The sequence below is a fragment of the Rhodoferax sp. U11-2br genome (assembly GCF_018619435.1).
Lineage (GTDB): Bacteria > Pseudomonadota > Gammaproteobacteria > Burkholderiales > Burkholderiaceae_C > Rhodoferax.
On the sequence record NZ_JAHFZF010000031.1, the window covers coordinates 35,997 to 55,830 of the forward strand.

At 58.5% G+C, this 19,834-nt stretch carries 20 protein-coding genes and 2 pseudogenes; 6 read left to right on the forward strand and 16 right to left on the reverse strand.

Annotated features, from left to right (window positions below; genetic code table 11):
- Positions 1 to 189: 189 nt before the first annotated feature.
- The 6 genes from KKO72_RS17085 to KKO72_RS17110 form a co-directional block, all read right to left on the reverse strand.
- Positions 190 to 444, reverse strand: coding sequence for a hypothetical protein (locus tag KKO72_RS17085; protein ID WP_214941674.1), 255 nt, complete (start codon positions 442 to 444; stop codon positions 190 to 192).
- Positions 445 to 459: 15 nt separating this feature from the next.
- Positions 460 to 1,458, reverse strand: coding sequence for a PepSY domain-containing protein (locus tag KKO72_RS17090; RefSeq protein ID WP_214941676.1), 999 nt, complete (start codon positions 1,456 to 1,458; stop codon positions 460 to 462).
- A 96-nt stretch (positions 1,459 to 1,554) separates the two neighbouring features.
- Complete coding sequence (locus KKO72_RS21385) at positions 1,555 to 1,968, reverse strand: DUF2946 family protein (protein ID WP_214941679.1); 414 nt, start codon at positions 1,966 to 1,968, stop codon at positions 1,555 to 1,557.
- A gap of 36 nt (positions 1,969 to 2,004) precedes the next feature.
- Positions 2,005 to 2,541, reverse strand: coding sequence for a copper chaperone PCu(A)C (locus tag KKO72_RS17100; RefSeq protein WP_214941682.1), 537 nt, complete (start codon positions 2,539 to 2,541; stop codon positions 2,005 to 2,007).
- A gap of 19 nt (positions 2,542 to 2,560) precedes the next feature.
- Positions 2,561 to 3,109, reverse strand: a complete 549-nt coding sequence (locus KKO72_RS17105) for a YcnI family protein (protein ID WP_214941686.1) — start codon at positions 3,107 to 3,109, stop codon at positions 2,561 to 2,563.
- Positions 3,110 to 3,231: 122 nt separating this feature from the next.
- Positions 3,232 to 3,609 (reverse strand): DUF2946 family protein, encoded by a 378-nt coding sequence (locus KKO72_RS17110; RefSeq protein WP_214941690.1) that lies wholly within the window; start codon positions 3,607 to 3,609, stop codon positions 3,232 to 3,234.
- Between the two features lie 72 nt (positions 3,610 to 3,681).
- Between KKO72_RS17110 and KKO72_RS17115 the strand changes: the two genes are divergently transcribed.
- Entirely contained in the window at positions 3,682 to 3,933 is a 252-nt protein-coding gene (locus tag KKO72_RS17115; protein ID WP_214941693.1) for a hypothetical protein, read from the forward strand.
- A gap of 256 nt (positions 3,934 to 4,189) precedes the next feature.
- On the opposite strand, the pseudogene KKO72_RS21305 reads toward KKO72_RS17115, so the two are convergent.
- Positions 4,190 to 5,581 (reverse strand): annotated as a pseudogene (locus KKO72_RS21305) (MFS transporter).
- A gap of 53 nt (positions 5,582 to 5,634) precedes the next feature.
- On the opposite strand from KKO72_RS21305, the pseudogene KKO72_RS21390 reads away from it, so the two are divergent.
- A pseudogene (locus KKO72_RS21390) lies at positions 5,635 to 6,087 on the forward strand (helix-turn-helix domain-containing protein).
- Between the two features lie 172 nt (positions 6,088 to 6,259).
- Positions 6,260 to 6,949: a DUF1653 domain-containing protein gene (locus KKO72_RS17135; RefSeq protein ID WP_214941702.1), complete on the forward strand. Its 690-nt coding sequence runs from the start codon at positions 6,260 to 6,262 to the stop codon at positions 6,947 to 6,949.
- A gap of 233 nt (positions 6,950 to 7,182) precedes the next feature.
- Here the strand turns inward: KKO72_RS17135 and kdgR are convergent, their stop codons facing one another.
- The 3 genes from kdgR to kduI all read right to left on the reverse strand — a co-directional run bounded on the left by kdgR (position 7,183) and on the right by kduI (position 9,788).
- Positions 7,183 to 7,983, reverse strand: coding sequence for a DNA-binding transcriptional regulator KdgR (gene kdgR / locus KKO72_RS17140; protein ID WP_214941705.1), 801 nt, complete (start codon positions 7,981 to 7,983; stop codon positions 7,183 to 7,185).
- 177 nt (positions 7,984 to 8,160) lie between these two features.
- Positions 8,161 to 8,922, reverse strand: a complete 762-nt coding sequence (gene kduD / locus KKO72_RS17145) for a 2-dehydro-3-deoxy-D-gluconate 5-dehydrogenase KduD (protein WP_214941716.1) — start codon at positions 8,920 to 8,922, stop codon at positions 8,161 to 8,163.
- Positions 8,923 to 8,951: 29 nt separating this feature from the next.
- Complete coding sequence (gene kduI, locus KKO72_RS17150) at positions 8,952 to 9,788, reverse strand: 5-dehydro-4-deoxy-D-glucuronate isomerase (RefSeq protein WP_214941720.1); 837 nt, start codon at positions 9,786 to 9,788, stop codon at positions 8,952 to 8,954.
- Between the two features lie 211 nt (positions 9,789 to 9,999).
- On the opposite strand from kduI, the gene KKO72_RS17155 reads away from it, so the two are divergent.
- Both KKO72_RS17155 and KKO72_RS17160 read left to right on the forward strand, forming a co-directional pair.
- The gene (locus KKO72_RS17155; protein WP_214941723.1) at positions 10,000 to 10,335 is read left to right on the forward strand and encodes a cupin domain-containing protein; all 336 of its coding nucleotides are present in this window, start codon (positions 10,000 to 10,002) and stop codon (positions 10,333 to 10,335) included.
- Positions 10,336 to 10,419: 84 nt separating this feature from the next.
- A complete protein-coding gene (locus KKO72_RS17160) occupies positions 10,420 to 11,367 on the forward strand; it encodes a sugar kinase (protein ID WP_214941726.1) in 948 nt (315 codons plus the stop codon).
- Positions 11,368 to 11,584: 217 nt separating this feature from the next.
- On the opposite strand, the gene KKO72_RS17165 is transcribed toward KKO72_RS17160, so the two are convergent.
- The 6 genes from KKO72_RS17165 to KKO72_RS17190 form a co-directional block, all read right to left on the reverse strand.
- The gene (locus KKO72_RS17165; RefSeq protein WP_180129396.1) at positions 11,585 to 12,685 is read right to left on the reverse strand and encodes a sugar kinase; all 1,101 of its coding nucleotides are present in this window, start codon (positions 12,683 to 12,685) and stop codon (positions 11,585 to 11,587) included.
- Positions 12,686 to 12,709: 24 nt separating this feature from the next.
- Positions 12,710 to 13,396, reverse strand: a complete 687-nt coding sequence (locus KKO72_RS17170; protein ID WP_214941729.1) for a bifunctional 4-hydroxy-2-oxoglutarate aldolase/2-dehydro-3-deoxy-phosphogluconate aldolase — start codon at positions 13,394 to 13,396, stop codon at positions 12,710 to 12,712.
- Positions 13,397 to 13,477: 81 nt separating this feature from the next.
- Entirely contained in the window at positions 13,478 to 14,989 is a 1,512-nt protein-coding gene (locus KKO72_RS17175) for a UxaA family hydrolase (RefSeq protein ID WP_214941732.1), read from the reverse strand.
- Positions 14,990 to 15,086: 97 nt separating this feature from the next.
- Positions 15,087 to 16,445: a TRAP transporter large permease gene (locus KKO72_RS17180; protein ID WP_214941735.1), complete on the reverse strand. Its 1,359-nt coding sequence runs from the start codon at positions 16,443 to 16,445 to the stop codon at positions 15,087 to 15,089.
- On the reverse strand, positions 16,436 to 16,930 hold the full coding sequence (locus KKO72_RS17185; RefSeq protein WP_078364245.1) for a TRAP transporter small permease: 495 nt from the start codon (positions 16,928 to 16,930) through the stop codon (positions 16,436 to 16,438). Before KKO72_RS17185 ends, KKO72_RS17180 begins: the two co-directional genes overlap by 10 nt.
- Before the next feature lie 77 nt (positions 16,931 to 17,007).
- Positions 17,008 to 17,982: a TRAP transporter substrate-binding protein gene (locus KKO72_RS17190; protein WP_214941745.1), complete on the reverse strand. Its 975-nt coding sequence runs from the start codon at positions 17,980 to 17,982 to the stop codon at positions 17,008 to 17,010.
- Between the two features lie 270 nt (positions 17,983 to 18,252).
- Here KKO72_RS17190 and uxaC point away from each other — a divergent pair, with 270 nt between their 5' ends.
- Positions 18,253 to 19,674, forward strand: coding sequence for a glucuronate isomerase (gene uxaC / locus KKO72_RS17195; protein ID WP_214941737.1), 1,422 nt, complete (start codon positions 18,253 to 18,255; stop codon positions 19,672 to 19,674).
- Positions 19,675 to 19,834: the final 160 nt, after the last annotated feature.

Sequence of the window (19,834 nt, forward strand, 5' to 3'; positions counted from 1 at the left end):
GTCACCCGCTAGTGCGATGCTGACAAGGTCAACATTGCCTTCCACCCTCAGGTTCCCTGTCCGCAGTGCGTCGCTGTCGAGGCGCCAGATGCTGTGCACCTGGCTCTCAAACATGGGGGGCCGGAGCCGAGCTACGGTGCGGAGCGCTATCGTGCACACGTGATTGCCGAGATATCTATGAGCCGTTCTTCAGGACAAGACATTTTTCAGGGTTGCCACGCGCGAAATCAGCAGCCAGTCCAAAAGCACCACAATGAGCAGCACGCCACCCGCCAGCGGGAAGGCCAGTCCGGTGATCAACATCACTAGCGCACCGCCTTTCCACAAAGGTGTCTGGGCTGGCACGCCAGGCGCCACCAAGCTGTCACTACCCTTCGGACGGCGCACCCACCACATCGCGATGCCGCTCACGCACAGCAACACAACGGCCAGACACAACAGCACGTTGGTCCATGCGCTTCACCGGCCGATATCCCCCTGGTGCAGCGCAATGCCGATAGCCATGCCTTTGGCCACCATGGAATAGTCGGCAAAGGCCGCATCCGCCAGCACACGACCGGTGCACTGGTTCACGTGCACAGTGCGATCCTTGAAGGGGTTGGTCAGGTCGCCACTCATGGTGTCGGCAGAGAGGGTGTACACGCCTTTTTCATCCTGCGGCACATTGATATGGAACTGCCCTGCAAAGCCCAAACGATGGGCCAAAGCCGCCACACCGTCGAGGTTGACCGGTTCGCCGGCTGCCACGCCTGGCACGCCGGCGTCCGAGCCGGACTGCGGCAAAGGCGTTTGTTCCAGGCCCCATGGCACATCGCGAATGCCAGCTGTATTCAGGCTGGCGTGTGTCAGATCGGAGGTGGGAGCCGCATCCCACTTGGCAGCGGGGAAGGTGCCCCAGGGCTGCACAAATTTGCCGCCCCACACCTCGGTCCATGACATGCCGGTCAGCAAGAAAGAGAACAACACGAGGCTGAGCCAGACGCCCAGGCTGGCGTGCAAGGACTTCCACCACCGGCGGCCGGTTGCCCGCCATTCGGGCATGAGCGCCTGTGCCCAGGCAAAGCCCGTGTTGTTTTTGTCCACGGACGTGATCACAGTGGCCGTGTAAGGGTCCACTGCAACCGCTTCAGTCGTATCGCCCTGTGCCAGGATGAACCAGGCGGCGAGCTCCGGGGACTTGGGTGCGATGTATTCCTGCAGCTTGGCGTCCGGAAACTGCGCAAAGACCGCTTTGGCCAGGGCTGTCACCGTCTGCGTCGTGTTTTGCGGCTGCACATACACGAGGTTACCTAGCTGACTCTGGACGCCGGTGAAATACACCATCACCAGACCGGTCATGGCCAGGACGGTGAGGAAAGGAACAACAAACAAACCTGCATAGAAGTGCCAACGCCAGGCGGTAGCATAAAAACGGGATGATGAAGACGCGCTCACGGGCGCGGGTGCTGAAGACGACATAGGGAATACATCCAAAAAAGCGGGAACACGGGTCGACTCGCGGGTACAACGCGCATCAACCATGAAGAGACTGCTGCCTGCGAGGGCAGCAAAGGCTCAGGCACGTGCTGTCGGACCGCGCGCCGGGGGCGCTCGCTGAATGTCTGTGAAGAAGAAAAACGCCTGCCGGACCGGGTACGCCTGGTTTCCGCCAATCTCCACGAAGAGGTGAGGCTGATGGGGCGGCGGGGCCGCCATGCGGTCCGTGGCTTGCAGGCAAAACGGGCAATGGTCCAAGGAAGGGCGCGGCGCCTGCCCGTTAGCGGCTCCGTCCGTTGAAGACTCGGGTGAGGTGCTCACCCAGACTGCACCGCCATCTGCGGTACAGATTTCTTGCATAGGCCCCGATGCATTCCAGACCAGTGCACGTGACACCGTAGGTGCCAGTGCCCCCAGCACCAGAACGCACAGCACTAGCCATATCGCCCAGGGGCGGTGGATGGACTTGTGGCGGGCGAGGCTGGGGGGCACGCATGGTCAAGTTGCCAAGGGCTTTTGATGACGCACTCAGTGTTTGTGCTCACCGTGATCTGCAGCAGCGTCATGCCCCATGGCGCCATGGTCTCCATGCATGGCGGCGGCAGGCGCACCCGCAGGCGCCGTCTGCGACACCGGTACCTTCAGTTCTTTCTTGGTCTCCACGCCTTGGGCGTCTTTGAACACCAGGGTGAGTGGAATGGTGGTGTCTTTCCGCAATGGCAGCTTCAGGTCCATCAACATGACGTGGTATCCACCGGGCGTGAGCGCCACGGCCTTGCCCGCTGGCAAATCGAGGCCACCGGCGAGGGCGCGCATTTTCATGACATCACCCTCCATCTTCATCTCATGTACCTCGGCGATACCGGCCACGGGTGAGCTCACGCTCAACAGTTTGGACGCCGTCGGGGCGGTCAGGGTCATGAAGGCGCCGGTTGCCTTTTGGCCTTGTACCGTGGCTCGGGCCCAGGCGTTTTGCACATCCACCGCCTGCGCCAAAGCGCCTGCAGCCATCACGGAGAGTCCAGCAGCCAATGCGGCTGACAAAGTCCAACGGGGGAAAGTCATGAAAAGCTCCTCGTCAAAATCAATGGGCGTGACCGCCAGCGGCCTGCACATCTAGCACTTCGAGGCTTGCGGCAGGGAATTTCAGGCTATGGGCATCTTGGCCTGCACTGGGAACCTCGACCCAGGCGTTGCTGCCTTTCTCGCAGGCCTGAACGACCTTGAACCACAACGTGCCGGGCTTTTTGGGCGTGGTGCCACGGAAGATGAACTCTTCTGCAAACGCGTCAGGCAAGGCGTTCTCGGCGCCTTTGGCCGTCCAGGTGATTTCCTGCACGCCTTCGGTGTATTTGGTGCCGTGCATTTCGTAGGGTTGGTCCAGTTTGCCGACCTTGGTGCTCACACTCCAACCGGATTTCACCAAGGGCTGTGCGGCGTTGAATCCGGCGGGGATGGTGACGGTGATCGAAGTGGTGGGCGCGCCTGCACAACCATGACCCACGCGCAGCACGCCGCGGTAACCGGCCCCGGCAGCAGCAGCTTTGTCTTCAAACGTCACATGAGAAAAAGCGGCGCTGGCACCAAGAGAACAAGCGCAAGCAGCAATTAATTGCATAGCAAAACGATTCATAACTACCTCAAAATATTCGTTCGGTACGCCACGTACAGACGCACTGAAGCAGGATTGCGAAACTAACGAAGGGGAAAGACGGACGTGGCCAGACGAACAGCGCCCCGCGCTGTCAGCGGCACTCAGAACGGCGCAGGCGGGCCGCGAGCGGATGCGGCGTTGGCGAAACGGGTCGGAACATGTTCCGGCGGCGATGCCGTTTGCGGACTGCGCACTGCCGGACCAGTTGCCGGGACCCATGAGACCAACGGCGGGGCGCCGACGGGCAGACACATGACGCAGTCCAGCGTGTGGCCCTGCATGCCGGAAGGTGCACCGTCCGGGTTGTCGCCGGTTGATTGGGCCACAAACTTGACGCTGCCCGCCGCGCTGCAGATCAGCATCAGCGCTTGCGGGTTGACGACGGGGGCCGCCACCGCCACCCCGATGGACAACGCAAACCACACCAACATCCAATGGACGATGGAGCGTGCTTCGCGCTGGGATTGAAGGGTGGGCATGGGGCGCGATTATGGTCTAGTGGTATGGAAGATGGCGGCTAGGCAGATCTACTGCCGCAGGAACTCGGCCTTGTGGTCGGCGAGGCCGTGCGGCGCGAAGACGCGGTTGGCGTGCTGCTGGACTTCTGGACCCCGGACGAGCTGCGGGAGCTGGCCGAGATCGAAGCCAACCTGCCCGCCGATGGTCGCGCACCTGGCGAGGTGGTGCCCGTCAAGCTGCGCGCCGCCGTGACCGAAGCCGACACGCTGAAGCTGCATGCCATTCCGCGCAATGGCGGCGAGGGTTGTGAGGAGGGGTTTGAAGTCCGGGCTGACGGCCAGTGAGGTTTTTTGGTGAAAACAGCTTCTGGCGCTGGAATTACCTACGCCAGAAGATATCAATAGATGAGCATGGTGTCCGCCGCCGCCGGGGTGCGGCCCGTGTGCGAGCCTGCGCCAATGCAATCCCCTCATGCTGCGCGAGGGCGTAGCGTCAGAGAGGTCAGGGCGGCGAACAGGCATAGCGCGGCGGTGCCCATGAAAGCCGCCTGGTAACCCTGTAAGAGGGCCTGGGTGGGCGCTGTCTGCGCCGCATGCCGGGTCACAGCATGCGCCAAGGTGGACAACACGGCAATCCCCAGGGCCGCGCCCAGCTGGCGCCCGGTATTGAACAGGCCGGAGGCCAGGCCTGCGGCGGTACGCCGTCGATGGCGGTGTGGGTGCTGGTCATCAACATCAGGCCTAGCCCCAGGCCAACCAGTAACATGGGCCCCAGCACATCGGTGGCAAACACGGGCTGCGCCGGAATAACGCCCAGCCAGAGCAGCCCGGCTGCACTGATCAGGCCGCCCCAGAACGGCAGGCGGCGCACGCCCTGCTCCATCAATCGGCGTGACAGCGGAGCAGCCATCGCCACTGTCAACCCCATGGGCAAGATGGCCAAGCCGGTGTCCAACGGGCTGTAGCCAGCGATTTGCTGCAGCACGATGGAGCCGAAATAGGTAGATGCAGTCAGCGCCGCCCCCATGCACAGCACCACGATATTGCCCATGCGCACGTTGTGCAGTGCAAAAATACTCAGCCGCACCAAGGGCTGTCGGGCCCGGGATTCGATGCGTACAAACAGCAGCAGCACCGCCCCCGCAACCAGTGCGGTCCATACGGTGGGCGAATTCCATCCCAGCGCCATGGACTGCAAGATGCCAAACAGCAAGCTGCCGACTCCCAGGGTGATGGTTACCGCGCCCGGTACATCCAGGCTGGGCGGTTTAGCCGCCTTGCGAGACGGCGCCAGGCACAGCGCCACGGCTACCACCAGCACCAGGCCGATGGGCACATTCACCCACATGACCCATCGCCAGGAGCTCACCGTGGTCAATCAACCGCCCAGCAGCACCCCGCCGGCCGAGGCGATGGAGGTGGACGTGGCCCACCAGGAAATGGCGCGGCCGCGTTCCGGCCCAGCGGGAAACACCGCCATGATGATGGTCAGCGTGGAGGTCGATAGCGCCGATGCGCCCAGGCCTTGCACGGCTCGGGCCAGCAACAACCAAGGTCCGCTAGTGGCCATTCCACCGGCCAGGCTGGCCAGGGTAAATACCAACAGGCCGGCCTGCAGAATACGCCGCCGCCGCCACAGATCACCAGCCCGCGCCGCCAGCAGCATGCAGCCACCCAGCACCAACAGATAGGGGGCCACCACCCTGCCCAGGGTCGCGGTGGACAAATGCAAATCGGCCTGTATCGCTGGCAGCGACACATTGACGATACTGCCGTCCAACACCAGCATGAAGGCCGCCGTACAGGCAATGAGCACCGCCACCCAGGGCGGCGCTTGTGGGCGTAGCAAGGCGGAAGGCATAGCAAGCGTAGCGGACACGGAAACTCCTGAAAAATGTGCAGGTGCAGAGGCGCGGGCTGGATACCGCCGGGCGAAAGGCACAGGGTCAGCGTCAGTGGCACCATGCGCGGCTGGGGGGGCTGATCGCGCCATCGCTGCAGGACCTGCTGCCGCGCGTGCCCTGCGTGATGGGCACCAGCCCGTTGATGCGCTCCCTGGTGCAGCGCGCCGTAGCCTGGGCCGAGCAGGACCAGCTGCAGCCCGAGCAGGAGCGCATCCTGGCCGTATTGCAGGACGAAATCCGCAGCGCACCACAGGAACCGCTGCACCTGCCCATGCCGACTGACCGGCGCCTACTACGCGTGGCTGAGGCCATACTGCGGCAGCCGCAAGATACGCGCACCCTGGCGCAATGGGCCGACTGGGCCGGCCTGTCCGCGCAGACCCTGGGTAGGCTGTGCCAGCAGGAAACCGGCTGCAGCTTTGCCCAATGGCGCCAGCAGGCGCGCCTGATCCATGCGCTGGAGCGCTTGGCCTAAGGCCGGCCCGTAGCCCAGGTGGCCGACGCCCTGGGATACGCCACACCGAGCAATTTCATTGCCATGTTCCGGCGCTGCTTCGGCGACTCGCCGGCACGCTACTTTGCCCTGCGGCGCTAAGCAGGGCGCTGATGACACTTCAAGCATAAAAAAGCTTCCGCCGCAGATGTTGTTTGCGTAAGGAGCCATTCTTGGTCCCTAACCCACATCGGCATCGGCGCCAACACGTCATGTTCTGATTGATGCCAATTGGGCGGTGAACTGAGAGACGTCGCGCCTTTAAACTCCTGCCATGTCCAGCACCCAGACCCTGCCCCAACTCAGCACCGCGCCTGACAAAGGCAATGCCAGAACCGAGGCCGCCCTTAAGCGGCTGCGTACTGCCATGGCGGATATTGAGGCGGAAATCGACCAGCACAACGGCATTTACCCGTTCAACCATGGTCGGGTCACCCAGTCCGAGCTGTGTCGGCGGGCAGATGTCAAGAAGGCCACCTTGCAGAATCCACTGCACAAAGACAGCACGCGTGTGGAGATTCTGAACTGGCTGGAAGCTTTGGGTGCTCGCTTGATACTGAGCCGTGACAGCGTGCGCGAGCGGGTCACGGCCGTTGCTGACGACCTCGCTGCCGAGCTGCAGCGGTTGACGTTGGAGAATCAGGCGTTGCGGATGCGTCTTGCCGAGTCCGAGCGGCTGATTGCCCAACTGCGACTCCTGGAGGTTGAGCTCATGCCACCTGTTGCCCTGAGCTCTGGCCAATGCCAACCCGGCGCACAACTGCGTCACTATAAGGGCGGGCTCTACACAGTGGTTGGCAGCTGCCTGATTGAGGCGACGCTGCAGCCAGGTGTTCTCTACAAACCCCTTCAGGGAGACATGCAGGATACCGTTTGGATGCGCCCTCTGGCTGACATGCAGGAGATGGTTTCAACAGAACACGGAACCGTCCCGAGGTTTGTGTTGATAGTCGACGCAGACTAGGTCGGTTGTTTGCCTGATGGCAGGCGCCAACAGTGATCATGATGGCGCAAGGCTCGCGCGTCTTGGGGTGCACAAACCAGAGGATCACATTGTTGAACGAGCCTTAACTGAGTGGTCTCCGTCATAGACGGCTTATTCAGCGCCAACTCATGGAGTGATCAGGCGCTCAGGCCGCATCACACAGCTGGGGCATCAGCGAGAAAACCACCTTGCCGCAGGCGCCAGTGGCAGGCTTACCTGTCCAGTGGGAAGTTGGAGCAACCGAGTTGGGACGAGATGTCTTTGGCGGCGCCTTGCAGCATGGCCACAATTTCGTCCTTCTTGGAGTCGTCGTAGCGGAAGGTCGGGAACGAAATGCTGAAACCCGCGATCGGCCGGCTCAGGCGGTCAAAAATGGGCACACCCAGGCAGCGGATGTGGTCGTCAAATTCTTCCCGGTCTTCGCCGAAACCCTGAGCCTTGACCTGCTGCAGTTCGGTCACAAACGCTGCGGCGTCCACAATGGTTTTTTCCCGGAAACGCTTGAAATCTGCACCTTTCAAGATGCGGTCACGGCGCTCAGGGTCTTCCCAGGCCATCAAGACCTTGCCAATGGCGGTGCAATGCAACGGCGCGCGTCGTCCCACGCGGGAGTACATGCCCAGGTTGTGGCGCGAGTCCACTTTGTGGATGTAGATGATCTCGCTGTCGATCAGTGTTCCCAAGTGCACCGTTTCGCCGGTGATGTCGGCCATCATCTGCATGTGGTGTTTGGCCAGGTCGACCAAGTCAGGGAATTGCAGGGCCTTGGTGCCCAGCTCGAACATCTTCATGGTTAAACCATAACGTTCGCTGTCCTTTTCCTGTCGGACATAACCCACCGTCATCATGGTTTGCAAAAACCGGTAGACGGTTGCCTTGGGCATGGCCAACCTCACTGAGAGGTCAGAAATGCCGGTCTCGTTGTTTTCAGACAAGGCCTGCAGCAGAGCAAAAACCTTGAGCACGGCCGCCACCGACTCAGGTTGCTTGACATCATAGGATTCATCAGCCATTTTGTTTTGATTCCCCTGGAAGTGTGTTTCAAATTATATTCCTTACAGCCGAAGAAACTACCCAACCAAAGGGTTGGGTAGCCAACAAAGTGCAAGTTTTTGAGGTCACACCGTTTGAAGATCAGCTAATGGAACTGCGACGATGACGTGTGCAGACGCTTGGCCCTGGTCGTGTTATTAACGTGCGAGCCAACCACCATCCACAGCCACGGTGTAGCCGTTGATGTAATCGGCAGCAGCCGATGACAAAAACACCACCGGGCCTGCCATGTCGGCTGGCACACCCCAGCGACCTGCCGGGATGCGATCCAGAATGGCTGTGCTGCGGGCTTCGTCTGCGCGCAGGGCGCTGGTGTTGTCGGTGGACATGTAGCCAGGGGCGATGGCGTTCACATTGATGCCGTGTTTGGCCCATTCGTTGGCCAAGGCACGGGTGATGCCCATCACGCCGCTCTTGGAGGCGGTGTAGGACGGAACCCGCACACCACCCTGATACGACAGCATGGATGCCACGTTGATGATCTTGCCACCTGTGCCTTGCGCGATGTACTGGCGTGCCACGGCTTGCGAGAAGAAGAACACTGACTTGAGGTTGAGGTCAACCACATCGTCCCAGTCTTTCTCACTGAAGTTGATAGCATCTTCGCGGCGGATGATGCCGGCGTTGTTCACCAGAATATCGACGCTGCCTGTCAGAGTCAGCGCCTGTTTCACCAGGCCGTCAATGCTGCTGACGTCTGACAAATTGGCACGCAGATCGAGAAAGCGGCGTCCCGTGGCTTCAATCAGAGTCCGGGTGTCGTCCGGAGCAGCGACGTTGACACCAACGATGTCGGCGCCAGCTTGTGCCAGTGCCAGCGCCATGCCTTGGCCCAAGCCAGTGTTGCAGCCAGTGACGATGGCGACGCGGCCATCCAGTTTGAAGTTGTCCAAAATCATGTTGTTCCTTGTTGTGTTGAGCGGTTTGTTTAGCGAATGGCGTTCATCGGCACGTGATCCATGTCCTTGAAGACTTGGTTTTCACCGACCATGCCCCAGATGAAGGTGTAGGCTTGGGTGCCCACGCCGGAGTGGATCGACCAGCTCGGGCTGATCACCGCTTGTTCGTTGTGAACAACGATGTGGCGGGTCTGGGTGGGCTCACCCATCATGTGGAACACGGCGGCGTTGTCGTTCATGTCGAAGTAGAAATACACCTCCATGCGACGGTCATGGGTGTGGCAGGGCATGGTGTTCCACATGTTGCCGGGTTCCAGCTGGGTCAGGCCCATGGAGAGTTGGCAGGTCGGCAACACATCAGGCACCAGGTACTTGTAGATGGTGCGGCGATTGCTGGTTTCTGGGGCGCCTAGCGTTTCAGGCGACGCTTGTGCCTGGGTGATCTTGCGGCTGGGGTAGTGGGTGTGTGCCGGCGCACAGTTGAAATACAGTTTGGCGGGGTGTGCAGCGTCAACACTGGTGAATTCCAGCTGCTTGGTGCCTTGACCAATGTACAAGGCCTCACGCGAACCGATCTCGAAAGTCTCGTCATCGGCCACCACGCGGGCAGCGCCGCCAATGTTGATCAGACCCAGTTCCCTGCGTTGCAGAAAAAAGTCTGTACCTGTAAAACGGCCCAGCTCAGGTGAGAAGCGCACCGCTTGGTTGACGGGCATGATGCCGCCAACGATGATGCGGTCGATTTGGCTGTAAGTCAGGGTGGCTTCGTCGGCTTTGAACAGATCTTCAACCAAAAAATGCTTACGCAGGCCTTCGGTGTCAAGTGTGCGAACGTGGTCGCTGTGGATGGGTTGGCGAATTTCCATGGTTGCTCGATATGGGCCTTGTGTGGTGCTGGGTTGATTCGGGCTGCGGCAGACATTGACGCAACGCATAACAATTATGAAATGCAGTTACTATTTATTGAACCAGCGTTTCAAATTGTTTGATGAATGATACATTATCGGAAACGTCTTGTCCTGACAAGCTTGTACTTTTCTGCACAAGCTTGTCTTTTTAACCACCGTGAGTACTGCTATGGAACATTACTTTGACAACGCCAACACCCCCTGGATCGAACTGGGTGATGGCATCCGGCGAAAAATTGTGGGTCATACGCCTGACCTGATGTCTGTGATGGTGCAGTTCGACAAAGGGTCGATCGGCACTGCGCATGCCCATGATGCCCATGACCAGATTGTGTTTGTTGTGGCTGGTTCATTTGAGGTCGAAGTAGCGGGCGTCAAGCGCATCTTGAAGGCCGGAGACTCTTTCATTGCGCCACGCCAGGTGTGGCACGGCGTGGTGTCGCTGGAGCAGGGTGGCATGCTGCTGGACCAATTCTCGCCACGGCGCGACGACTTTCTTGTCTGATGATTCCTCTGGTCAGGCTCGCCGAGCTGCGATGCAGCAGTCTGGGCGACTGGTCAAAGAGTCCCTATTTACGGAGCTTATGAAATGACGCAACAATTTGATCTGGTCGCCCTTGGCGAAGCAATGGTCGAGTTCAACCAGATCCCACAGGGTGATGGCCGGATGTACTTACAGGGGTTTGGCGGCGACACCTCCAACACCACCATTGCGGCCGCTCGGCAAGGCGCGCGTTGTGCGTATGTGTCGCTGGTTGGCAGTGATGCGCTGGGTGACATGTGCTTGGCGCTTTGGAAGTCTGAGGGGGTGGACGTCAGTGCTGTGCACGTGCACAAAGATGCCCCCACAGGGGTCTATTTTGTGCACCATGACGCCGATGGCCACCATTTCTCCTACCTGCGCAAGGGCTCGGCCGCCAGCGGCATGCGGCCATCGGATCTGTCGCCCGCGCTGATTGGCAACACCAAGTACCTGCATGTGACCGGGATCAGCCAGGCCATCAGCGTCAACGCCCATGAGACCGTGGCTGCTGCCATCGCCATGGCCCGAGCCGCTGGCGCCCGTGTGTCTTATGACCCCAACCTGCGATCTGCCCTGTGGTCCCTGGAGGATGCCCGGTCCACGGTCATTGAAACCATCGCTTTGGCAGACGAGTTTCTGCCCGGGCTGGAGGAACTGTCCAAGCTGTCTGGCCTGCATGCGCCCGAAGACCTGGTGGCCTGGGCCCACCAACAAGGCACCAAGGTGGTGGTCATGAAAATGGGCATCGAAGGGGTGATGGTTTCTGATGGCAAGCAGATTCAGAAGATCCCGGCTTTCCCGGTCAAAGCGGTGGATGCCACCGGTGCGGGCGATTGCTTCAACGGCGCTTATCTGGCCCGACGTGCACGGGGTGAGGATGTCTTCGCCAGCGCGCGCTGGGCGGTGGCATCGGCAGCCTTGTCGACCCAAGGGTATGGTGCTGTGGCACCGCTGCCCACTGAGGCACGGGTGGCAGATTTCCTGAAGTCCGCAGCAGCAGCACCCAAACCCTGATCACGGCAGGCGCCACGGCTTGTGTGGCGCCTGATTCTGGGGGGGGGCGGCAGGTTCTTTCCGAGTTATCAATAAAAATAGCACCTAGCCCTTATTGGATAAGGGCTAGGTGCTATTTTTTTTATATAAGCTGTTCGTGGGCTTCGTATCCAGCCCACCCAAGCCCCGACTGGCAGGCGCTTGCGCTGGTGGGGTGTCACCACCCCACCTCCAGCGTTTAGCGGATCACGCGGGCGCCTTTGCCCTTCATGGCCGCTTCCACTTCTTCAACGCGCACCATCGAGGTGTCGCCAGGTGTGGTCATGGCCAGCGCGCCGTGGGCTGCACCGTATTCCACAGCGGCTTGCGGGCCCTTGCCTTCCAGGAAGCCATAGGCCAGACCCGAAGCAAAACCGTCACCTCCACCCACGCGGTCATAAATTTCCAGGTTGTCGCGCTTCATCGACTGGTACAGCTGACCTTCGTAATACAGCAGGGCAGACCAATCGTTGAGCGTGGCTGTGGTTGCCTTGCGCAAGGTGGTTGCGGCCACTTTGAAGTTGGGGAATGCGGTCACTGCGGCCTGAATCATCTTCTTGAAACTGTCGGTTTCGATGTTGGTCAGGTGTTCGTCAGCGCCTTCCACTTCAAAGCCCAGGCAGGCGGTGAAGTCTTCTTCGTTGCCAATCATCACATCGACGTATTTGGCAATGTGGCGGTTGACGCGTTGTGCGCCTTCCTTGCCGCCTTGGCTCTTCCACAAAGAAGCGCGGTAGTTCAGGTCATAAGCCACCACGGTGCCGTACTTTTTGGCCACTTCCACCGCTTCAATCACGGCTTCGGCGGTGTTGCTGGCCAGTGCCGCAAAAATGCCACCGGTATGGAACCAGCGCACACCTTCTTCGCCAAACAGCTTTTCCCAATTGACTTCGCCAGGGCGGATTTGCGACGCAGCGGAATGGCCACGGTCAGAGCAACCCAGCGCCGGACGGACGCCAAAACCTTTTTCGGTGAAGTTCAGGCCAACCCGGGTGTTGTTGCCCAGACCGTCAAAATCACGCCAGATCAGGTGGCTCATGTCAACGCCGCCTTGCATGATCAGATCTTCCACCAGCCAACCCAGGTCGTTCTTGGGCAGGGCGGTCACAACAGCGGCGCGTTTGCCCCAGCATTTGCGCATGGCCCGGGCCACGTTGTATTCACCACCACCTTCCCAGACTTGAAAGCTGCGCGCATTACGCACGCGACCAAAGCCGGGGTCAAAACGCAGCATGACTTCGCCGAACGAAGCACAATCCCATTTGGCTTCCGATGCGGGTTTGATAATAAGTGCGGACATTTTTTTCAATTCCTTCTTGACTGATTATTTGGTGGCCAGTTCGGCCTTGATGGAGGCGGCCAGTTCGACCGTCTTGCGCACGTTGTCTTCGATGCCTTTGTAGTCCTTGGCGTCGAGCAGCTTCTTGGTGATCATGTTGGAGCCAATGCCACAGGCCACAATGCCGGCACCAAACCACTTGCGCAAAGACTCTTCGGTGGGTTCCACACCACCGGTGGGCATGATGCGGCTCCAGGGCATGGGGCCCATCACACTCTTGACAAAGTCTGGGCCACCCACGGACGAACCAGGGAACACCTTGACGATTTCGCAACCCAGTTCTTGCGCGTCACCAATTTCGGTGGCCGAACCGCAGCCTGGGCTGTAGGGGATGCCACGGCGGTTGCAAACCTTGGCCACATCAGCGTTCAGCAGCGGGCCAACCACAAACTTGGCGCCGTTGGCGATAAACAAGCCAGCCGTGGGTGCATCCACGATCGAGCCCACACCCATGATCACCGATGGGTCGGCCTTGGCAAAGTGGCGGGTCACATCCAGGAACACTTGTGCAGCAAAGTCACCGCGGTTGGTGAATTCGACACACTTGGCGCCCGCGTTGGCGCAGGCCTGGATGACGTTGATACACAGTTCAACATCAGGGTGGTAAAAAACCGGGATGATGCTTTGTTTCATCATCGCCGAAAGGACTGCCATACGATCTTTTGATGCCATGCTTACGCTCCTAAAAAAACCTTGTTTAAAAATGCCTGCTGACCCCGTTCAAGGCCAGTCAGACCTGTCATCCATGGGGATTTACATCACCGCACCGACTTGCCACGGCAAGAACTCGTCGTTGCCGTAGCCCAGTTCTTCACTGCGAACCTTTTCACCTGAGGCGTGCCGAATGATGGCGTCGAAGATGCGCTGGCTGATCTCGGTCATGGGGGTGCCGGTGATCAGGTCGCCGCAGTTGACATCCATGTCGTCCTGCATGCGCTCATAGAGTGCGTTGTTGGTGGCCAGTTTGATGGTGGGCACCCCCGCGCAGCCAAACGCCGAGCCACGGCCCGTGGTGAAGCAGATGATTTGTGCACCACCTGCTGCCTGGCCGGTCGCCGACACCGGGTCGTAGCCGGGGGTGTCCATGTAGACAAAACCCTTGGCGGTGATGGGTTCGGCATACAGGTACACACCATTGAGCGTGCTGGTGCCGCCTTTGGCAACGGCCCCCAAAGACTTTTCCAAAATGGTGGTCAGGCCACCCGCCTTGTTGCCCACCGACGGGTTGTTGTCCATCTGGTTGCCATTGCGGGTGGTGTAGTCCTTCCACCACTTGATTCGGTCAATCAGCTTGTGTGCGATCTCGGGGCTGGCAGCGCGGCGTGTCAACAGATGTTCTGCGCCATACACCTCAGGTGTTTCAGACAGGATGGTGGTGCCGCCGTGCGCCACCAGCAAATCAGAGGCGCCACCCAATGCTGGGTTGGCAGTGATGCCGGAGTAACCGTCAGAGCCTCCGCAGTTCAGCCCCACAATCAGGTGGCTGACCGATGTTTTTTCACGCTGGTAGGTATTGGCGCGTTCCAGCATGCTGGTGACCTGCGCAATGCCTTTCTTGATGGCTGCGGTGGTACCACCTTCAGCCTGCATCACCAGTTGTTGCAGCATGCCCTCGTCGTGAGCACCCACCATCTCAACGATGGGGGCAATCTGGTTTTGTTCGCAACCCAGACCCACAAACAACACGCCAGCAAAGTTCGGGTGGCGGGCATAACCGACCATCGTGCGGCGCAGGATGTCCATGCCTTCACTCACCACGCCCATGCCACAACCCAGCGGGTGGGGCAAAGCCACCACGCCATCGATGTTGGGGTAGGCAGCCAGTTTTTCCCGGCTGAAATGGCTGGCAATCGCACGCACCACCGTGGCCGAACAATTGACCGATGCGATGATGGCGATGTAATTGCGTGTACCGACTTTGCCGTTGGGGCGTTTGTAGCCCATGAACGTTGCCGGATGCTCGGCTTTTGGCAACTCGCTAACACCTTGGCCAATGCCGTAATCGCGCTCAAACTCGCCCATGCCCAGGTTGTGTGAATGCACATGCTGACCAGCAGCAATGTTGACCTTGGCAAAGCCGATGATCTGGTTGTACCGGCGTACCGCAGCCCCTTGGGCGATGTCGTGTGCGGCCAGCTTATGACCTGGCGGAATCAGGTCGCGCACCACCAGCTTGTCGGCCAGCAGAGAGGTGCCTGGCAACAGCTGCATGGTGGCGATCAACACATCGTCACTGGCGTGTAAACGGATAACAGAAGATGGCATTGAGTTCCCCTCAATAGTGCTGCGGCTAGACGCCGCAGAGAGTTTTAAATCGTGGCAGAGAACCCGTGCCGAGAAGTCGGACGGGTTCTTGCGAGTCTCAGTAAACTGGCGCGCCTTTGAGCAGGCTCGGAATCCAGGTAGAGAATGCCGGGAAATAGGTCACCACAGCCATCACGGCGAACAGCGCCCCGTAAAACGGCAAGATGCTTTTCATGACCTGTTCCACCGAGACCTCACCAATCGCACACCCGACAAATTGGGTGGTTCCGACCGGAGGTGTGTTGAGACCGAGCGCGCAGTTAAGCAGCATCACGATGCCAAACTGAACCGGGCCCATACCCATGTGGATGGCCAAAGGCAAAAACAACGGCGTGCAGATCAGGATGGTCGAGGCCATGTCCATGAAGGTGCCCAGCAAAAACAGGATCAGATTGATCAGCAAGAACATCACCATCGGATCGGTGGTGGCGCTGAGCAGCAGTTCGGCTGTTTTGTCTGGAATTTCCAGAATGGTCATGATGTACTGGAACATGGTGGAGACACCAATCAGCAGCAGCACCACACCGGTGGTCTTGGCGGCTTTGGCAGCAGCCTTCATCAACTTGTCCCACGTCATGGTTCTGTAACCGACAAAGGTCAAGAACAACGAATACACCACAGCAATACCGGCCGCTTCAGTTGCGGTCGTGATGCCCATGATGATGCAACCGAGAATGATCACCACAACGAACATGCCCGGCAAAGCAGCGACACCCGAGGTCAACACCGCATTCCAGCCCGCAAACTTGTCCAAGGTGCTGCTGCCATCGGCGCGAATGGGATAACCTTCCTTCTTGGCCACCCAGTAGGCTGCAAACAACATGCAGATCATCAGCACAATCACTGGCAACAGACCGGCGAACATCAAGTCCCCAATCGAAACACCCTTGATCATGATGTCTTTGCCCATGAGCAAGCCGCTACTGCTCGATGCTGCAAAAGCATAGATGATCAGATTGTGGGAGGTGGGCATCAGCGCCCCGCACAATGACGCGTGGGTGGTCACGTTGACGGCATAGTCGGCGCTGTAGCCTTCTTTTTTCATCATCGGGATCATCACGCCACCCATGGCGGAGACGTCGGCCACAGGTGAGCCGGAGACACCACCAAACAAGGTGCAAGCAACCACGTTGGCCATGCCCAAGCCACCGCGACGGTGACCGATCATGTTGCGGGCAAAGTTGACAATCTTGTCCGCGATGCCGCCATGCAGCATCAGCTCACCCGAGAAAATGAAGAACGGGATCGCCAGGAACGAAAACACGTTCATGCCAGAAATCATGTTCTGGAATGCCAACTCAAGTGGAAAACCTTCGGTCCAGTAAGTCGCAATACAACTCAACGCGATGGAGAAGGCAACAGGCACCCCCAGCAATAAAAACACCAGAAAACTGATGCAGAGAACGGTCAGTGCCATGATGGAATTACTTTCGTGTCAGAAGACATCGCAATCAGATGCTCAATGGAAAACAGCACAATCATCAACCCAGCCGCGACACAGGGCAGGTAACGAAAGGCTTCTGAAATACCCAGGGTTGGAATCTGGTTGGTCCACACTGACACAGCCATGGTCCAGCAACCCCAAGCGAGAAAACTGCCAAAAACAATGGTGATCAAGCCCACCAAGTTACCAACCCAAAACTGGAATTTGGCAGGAAGCAGGCCAACCAGGGACTCCATACCGATGTGCCCTTCGTCTCGAACTCCGGCCGAGGCGCCAAACATGGCCACATTGATCACCAGAATCAACGCTACTTGCTCAGACCAGGCGGGTGCATCGTTGAGCGCATAACGCCAGATCACGGACCCAAATACCACACCAACGATGCCAAGCAGGCACGCCACAGCAATGTACATTGCCCAACGCGACAGGCGGCTGTTAAGCCACGTTAGCCATTTCATAAACTTACTCCAAAAAAATGCCCGAAAGCGCGATGCAACTTTCGGGCAATATCATCAACCCAACGTCAAATACCAGATTACTTGGTGTTAACGATTTTCTGAACCAACGCCTTCAGTTGAGGTGTTGGAGAGAACTTGTCCCAAACCGGCTTCATGGCGGCAACAAATTCTGGCTTGTTGACATCATCCACAAAGGTGGCGCCAGCCTTCTTAGCTGCTTCCTTGGAAGCCTGTTCTTTCTTGGTCCACAAATCAATGTAGTAAGGCCCAGCTTCCTTCACCGCGTCACGGATGATTTTGTGCTCTTCGGGAGTGAGCGTGTCCCAGACCTTTTTAGAGAACACCAACACTTCAGGTGACATGACGTGCTGAGTTTCGCTGTAGATCGGTGCAGCTTCGTAGTGTTTGGCGGTCTCGTACGAGGGGTAGTTGTTTTCAGCCGCATCGACCAAACCGGTCTTCAAGGCGGTGTAAACCTCGGCCATCGGGATCGGTGTAGGGTTGGCACCCATGGCTTGCACCAGGCTGACCCACAGATCAGACTGCTGAACACGGATCTTCATGCCTTTCATATCGGCCAGGTTGCGCACCGGTTTCTTGGCGTAAACCGAACGTGCACCGGACTCCCACAGAGCCAAGCCCACAAAGCCGGCTTTGTCGAAAGCAGCCAGGATTTCATCGCCAGCAGGGCCGTTCATGGCAGCGCGGAAGTGTTTGACGTCCCGGAAAATGAACGGGAACGAAGGCACCATGGACTCAGGAATGATGCCGTGGAACGCAGCTGTGCTGACGCGGACCATGTCCAACGCGCCAATCTTCACCTGTTCCACGGTGTCTTTTTCAGATCCCAGAGAGCTGTTGCCAAACACCTTGACGTTGTATTTGCCACCGGTTTTTTGACTCACAATTTCGCCAATTTTCTTAACGGTCATCACCGTAGGGTAATCCTGCGGATGCACGTCAGCCGAGCGAAAATCACGCGCATAAGCGCTACCTGCAGCGAATGCAGCAATCAGTGCCGCCGCCAGGATTTTTTTCACATTTCTTTTCATAATTGCCTCATCATTTAGATTAAACAGAGAACACCGCTGAACAAACTTACCAGGGGCACTCGGGCTTCCGCAGCAAGTGCCGGGAATATACGCCAAAATCAAACGGCGCCCAATAATTTTTGAAACAAAATTTCATTTTAGTTTGTGTAAGATTGAGGTAAGTCAAAGTGGATTTTTTCTTAACTAAAACGCCGTTTCAATTTGATTGAATTCTCGTTTGCTTTGAGTTAGAGTCTCTGGCTTGCCTGTTTTTCCACACGGAGTGACCCCATGTCCCCTTTTATGAATGCTGATTTCCTCTTGCCTGACGATTGCTCCAAGAGGCTGTACCACGACTACGCAGCGCAGATGCCGATCATCGACTACCACTGCCATCTGCCCCCCGCTGACATTGCCAGCAATGCTACCTTTCGCAATCTTGCCCATGCTTGGCTGGGTGGTGACCACTATAAATGGCGTGCCATGCGCTCCAACGGCGTGCCTGAGCAAGTCATCACCGGCCATGAACCGGACTACCAAACCTTCTTGGCCTGGGCGCAAACCGTACCACGTTTGGTGGGCAACCCGTTGTACCACTGGACCCATCTGGAACTACAACGCTACTTTGGCATCTTTGAACCCCTGTCAGCAAAAACCGCCCCAGCCATCTGGGAGGCCTGCAACGCTCAAATCGTTCTCCCCGAGTTTGGTGCCCGCTCACTGTTGCAGCGTATGAACGTGCGTGCGGTGGGTACCACCGACGATCCCGCAGACTCGCTGGAACACCATATCGCCTACGCCGCTGTGCGTCAACCGGGCCAACCCGTGATGGTGCCCAGCTTCCGCCCGGACCGCGCCCTGGCCACCGACGACCTGTCCGTCTGGCAGGCTTACATCGACAAACTCGGTGCCAGCGCCAACGTGGCCATCGGCTCTTACCAGTCGCTGATCACCGCACTGGATGCGCGCCACGCCGTGTTCCACAGCCTGGGTTGCCGGGCCTCCGACCATGGCCTGGCGGCGCCCTTTGCCAGCTTCACATCTCCCCAGGCACTTGAGGCGATCTTTGCCAAGCTGCTCAGTGGCAACGCGTTGACGGCCAGCGAGGCGGATGCCTACAAGACGGCGGTATTGCTCGATGTTGGCCGCATGAATGCCAAACGCGGCTGGGCCATGCAGTTGCACTTGGCTGCAGTGCGCAACCTCAACAGTGCCATGTTCAAACAGCTGGGGCCTGACACCGGGTACGACGCGGTGAATGATGAGCAGATTGCGGCCAAGCTCGGCGCCTTCATGAATGCGCTGCAAAGCGAGAACATGTTGCCGAAAACCATTCTGTATTCACTCAACCCGAATGACCTGGAAGTGCTGGGCACGGTCATGGGCTGTTTCCAGGACGGCTCAGTGCCGGGCAAGATCCAGATGGGCTCAGCTTGGTGGTTCAATGACCACATGGACGGCATGCGTCGTCAGATGATCAGTTTGGGCAACCTGGGTGTCTTGTCACGATTTGTGGGCATGCTGACCGACTCGCGCAGCTTCTTGTCTTTCCCGCGCCATGAGTACTTCCGTCGCATCCTGTGTGGACTGGTGGGTGGCTGGATGGAAAACGGAGAAATCCCTTCTGACTTTGAGACCTTTGGTGGCATGGTGCAGGACATCAGTTTTCGCAATGCCAAGAACTACTTCGCCATTCCTGGCGTTGAAGATTAAGTTCAGCCTACTGCATTTTTGCCAATATTGCCATGCGCCTAAGTTTCAGAAGCCTGCCCCACCTTCCCGAGTCGGTCACCCGGCCATCCTACGACCGCAGCCGGGTAGTTGGCTCCATCGTGCATCTGGGCATAGGCGCCTTTCACCGGGCGCACCAAGC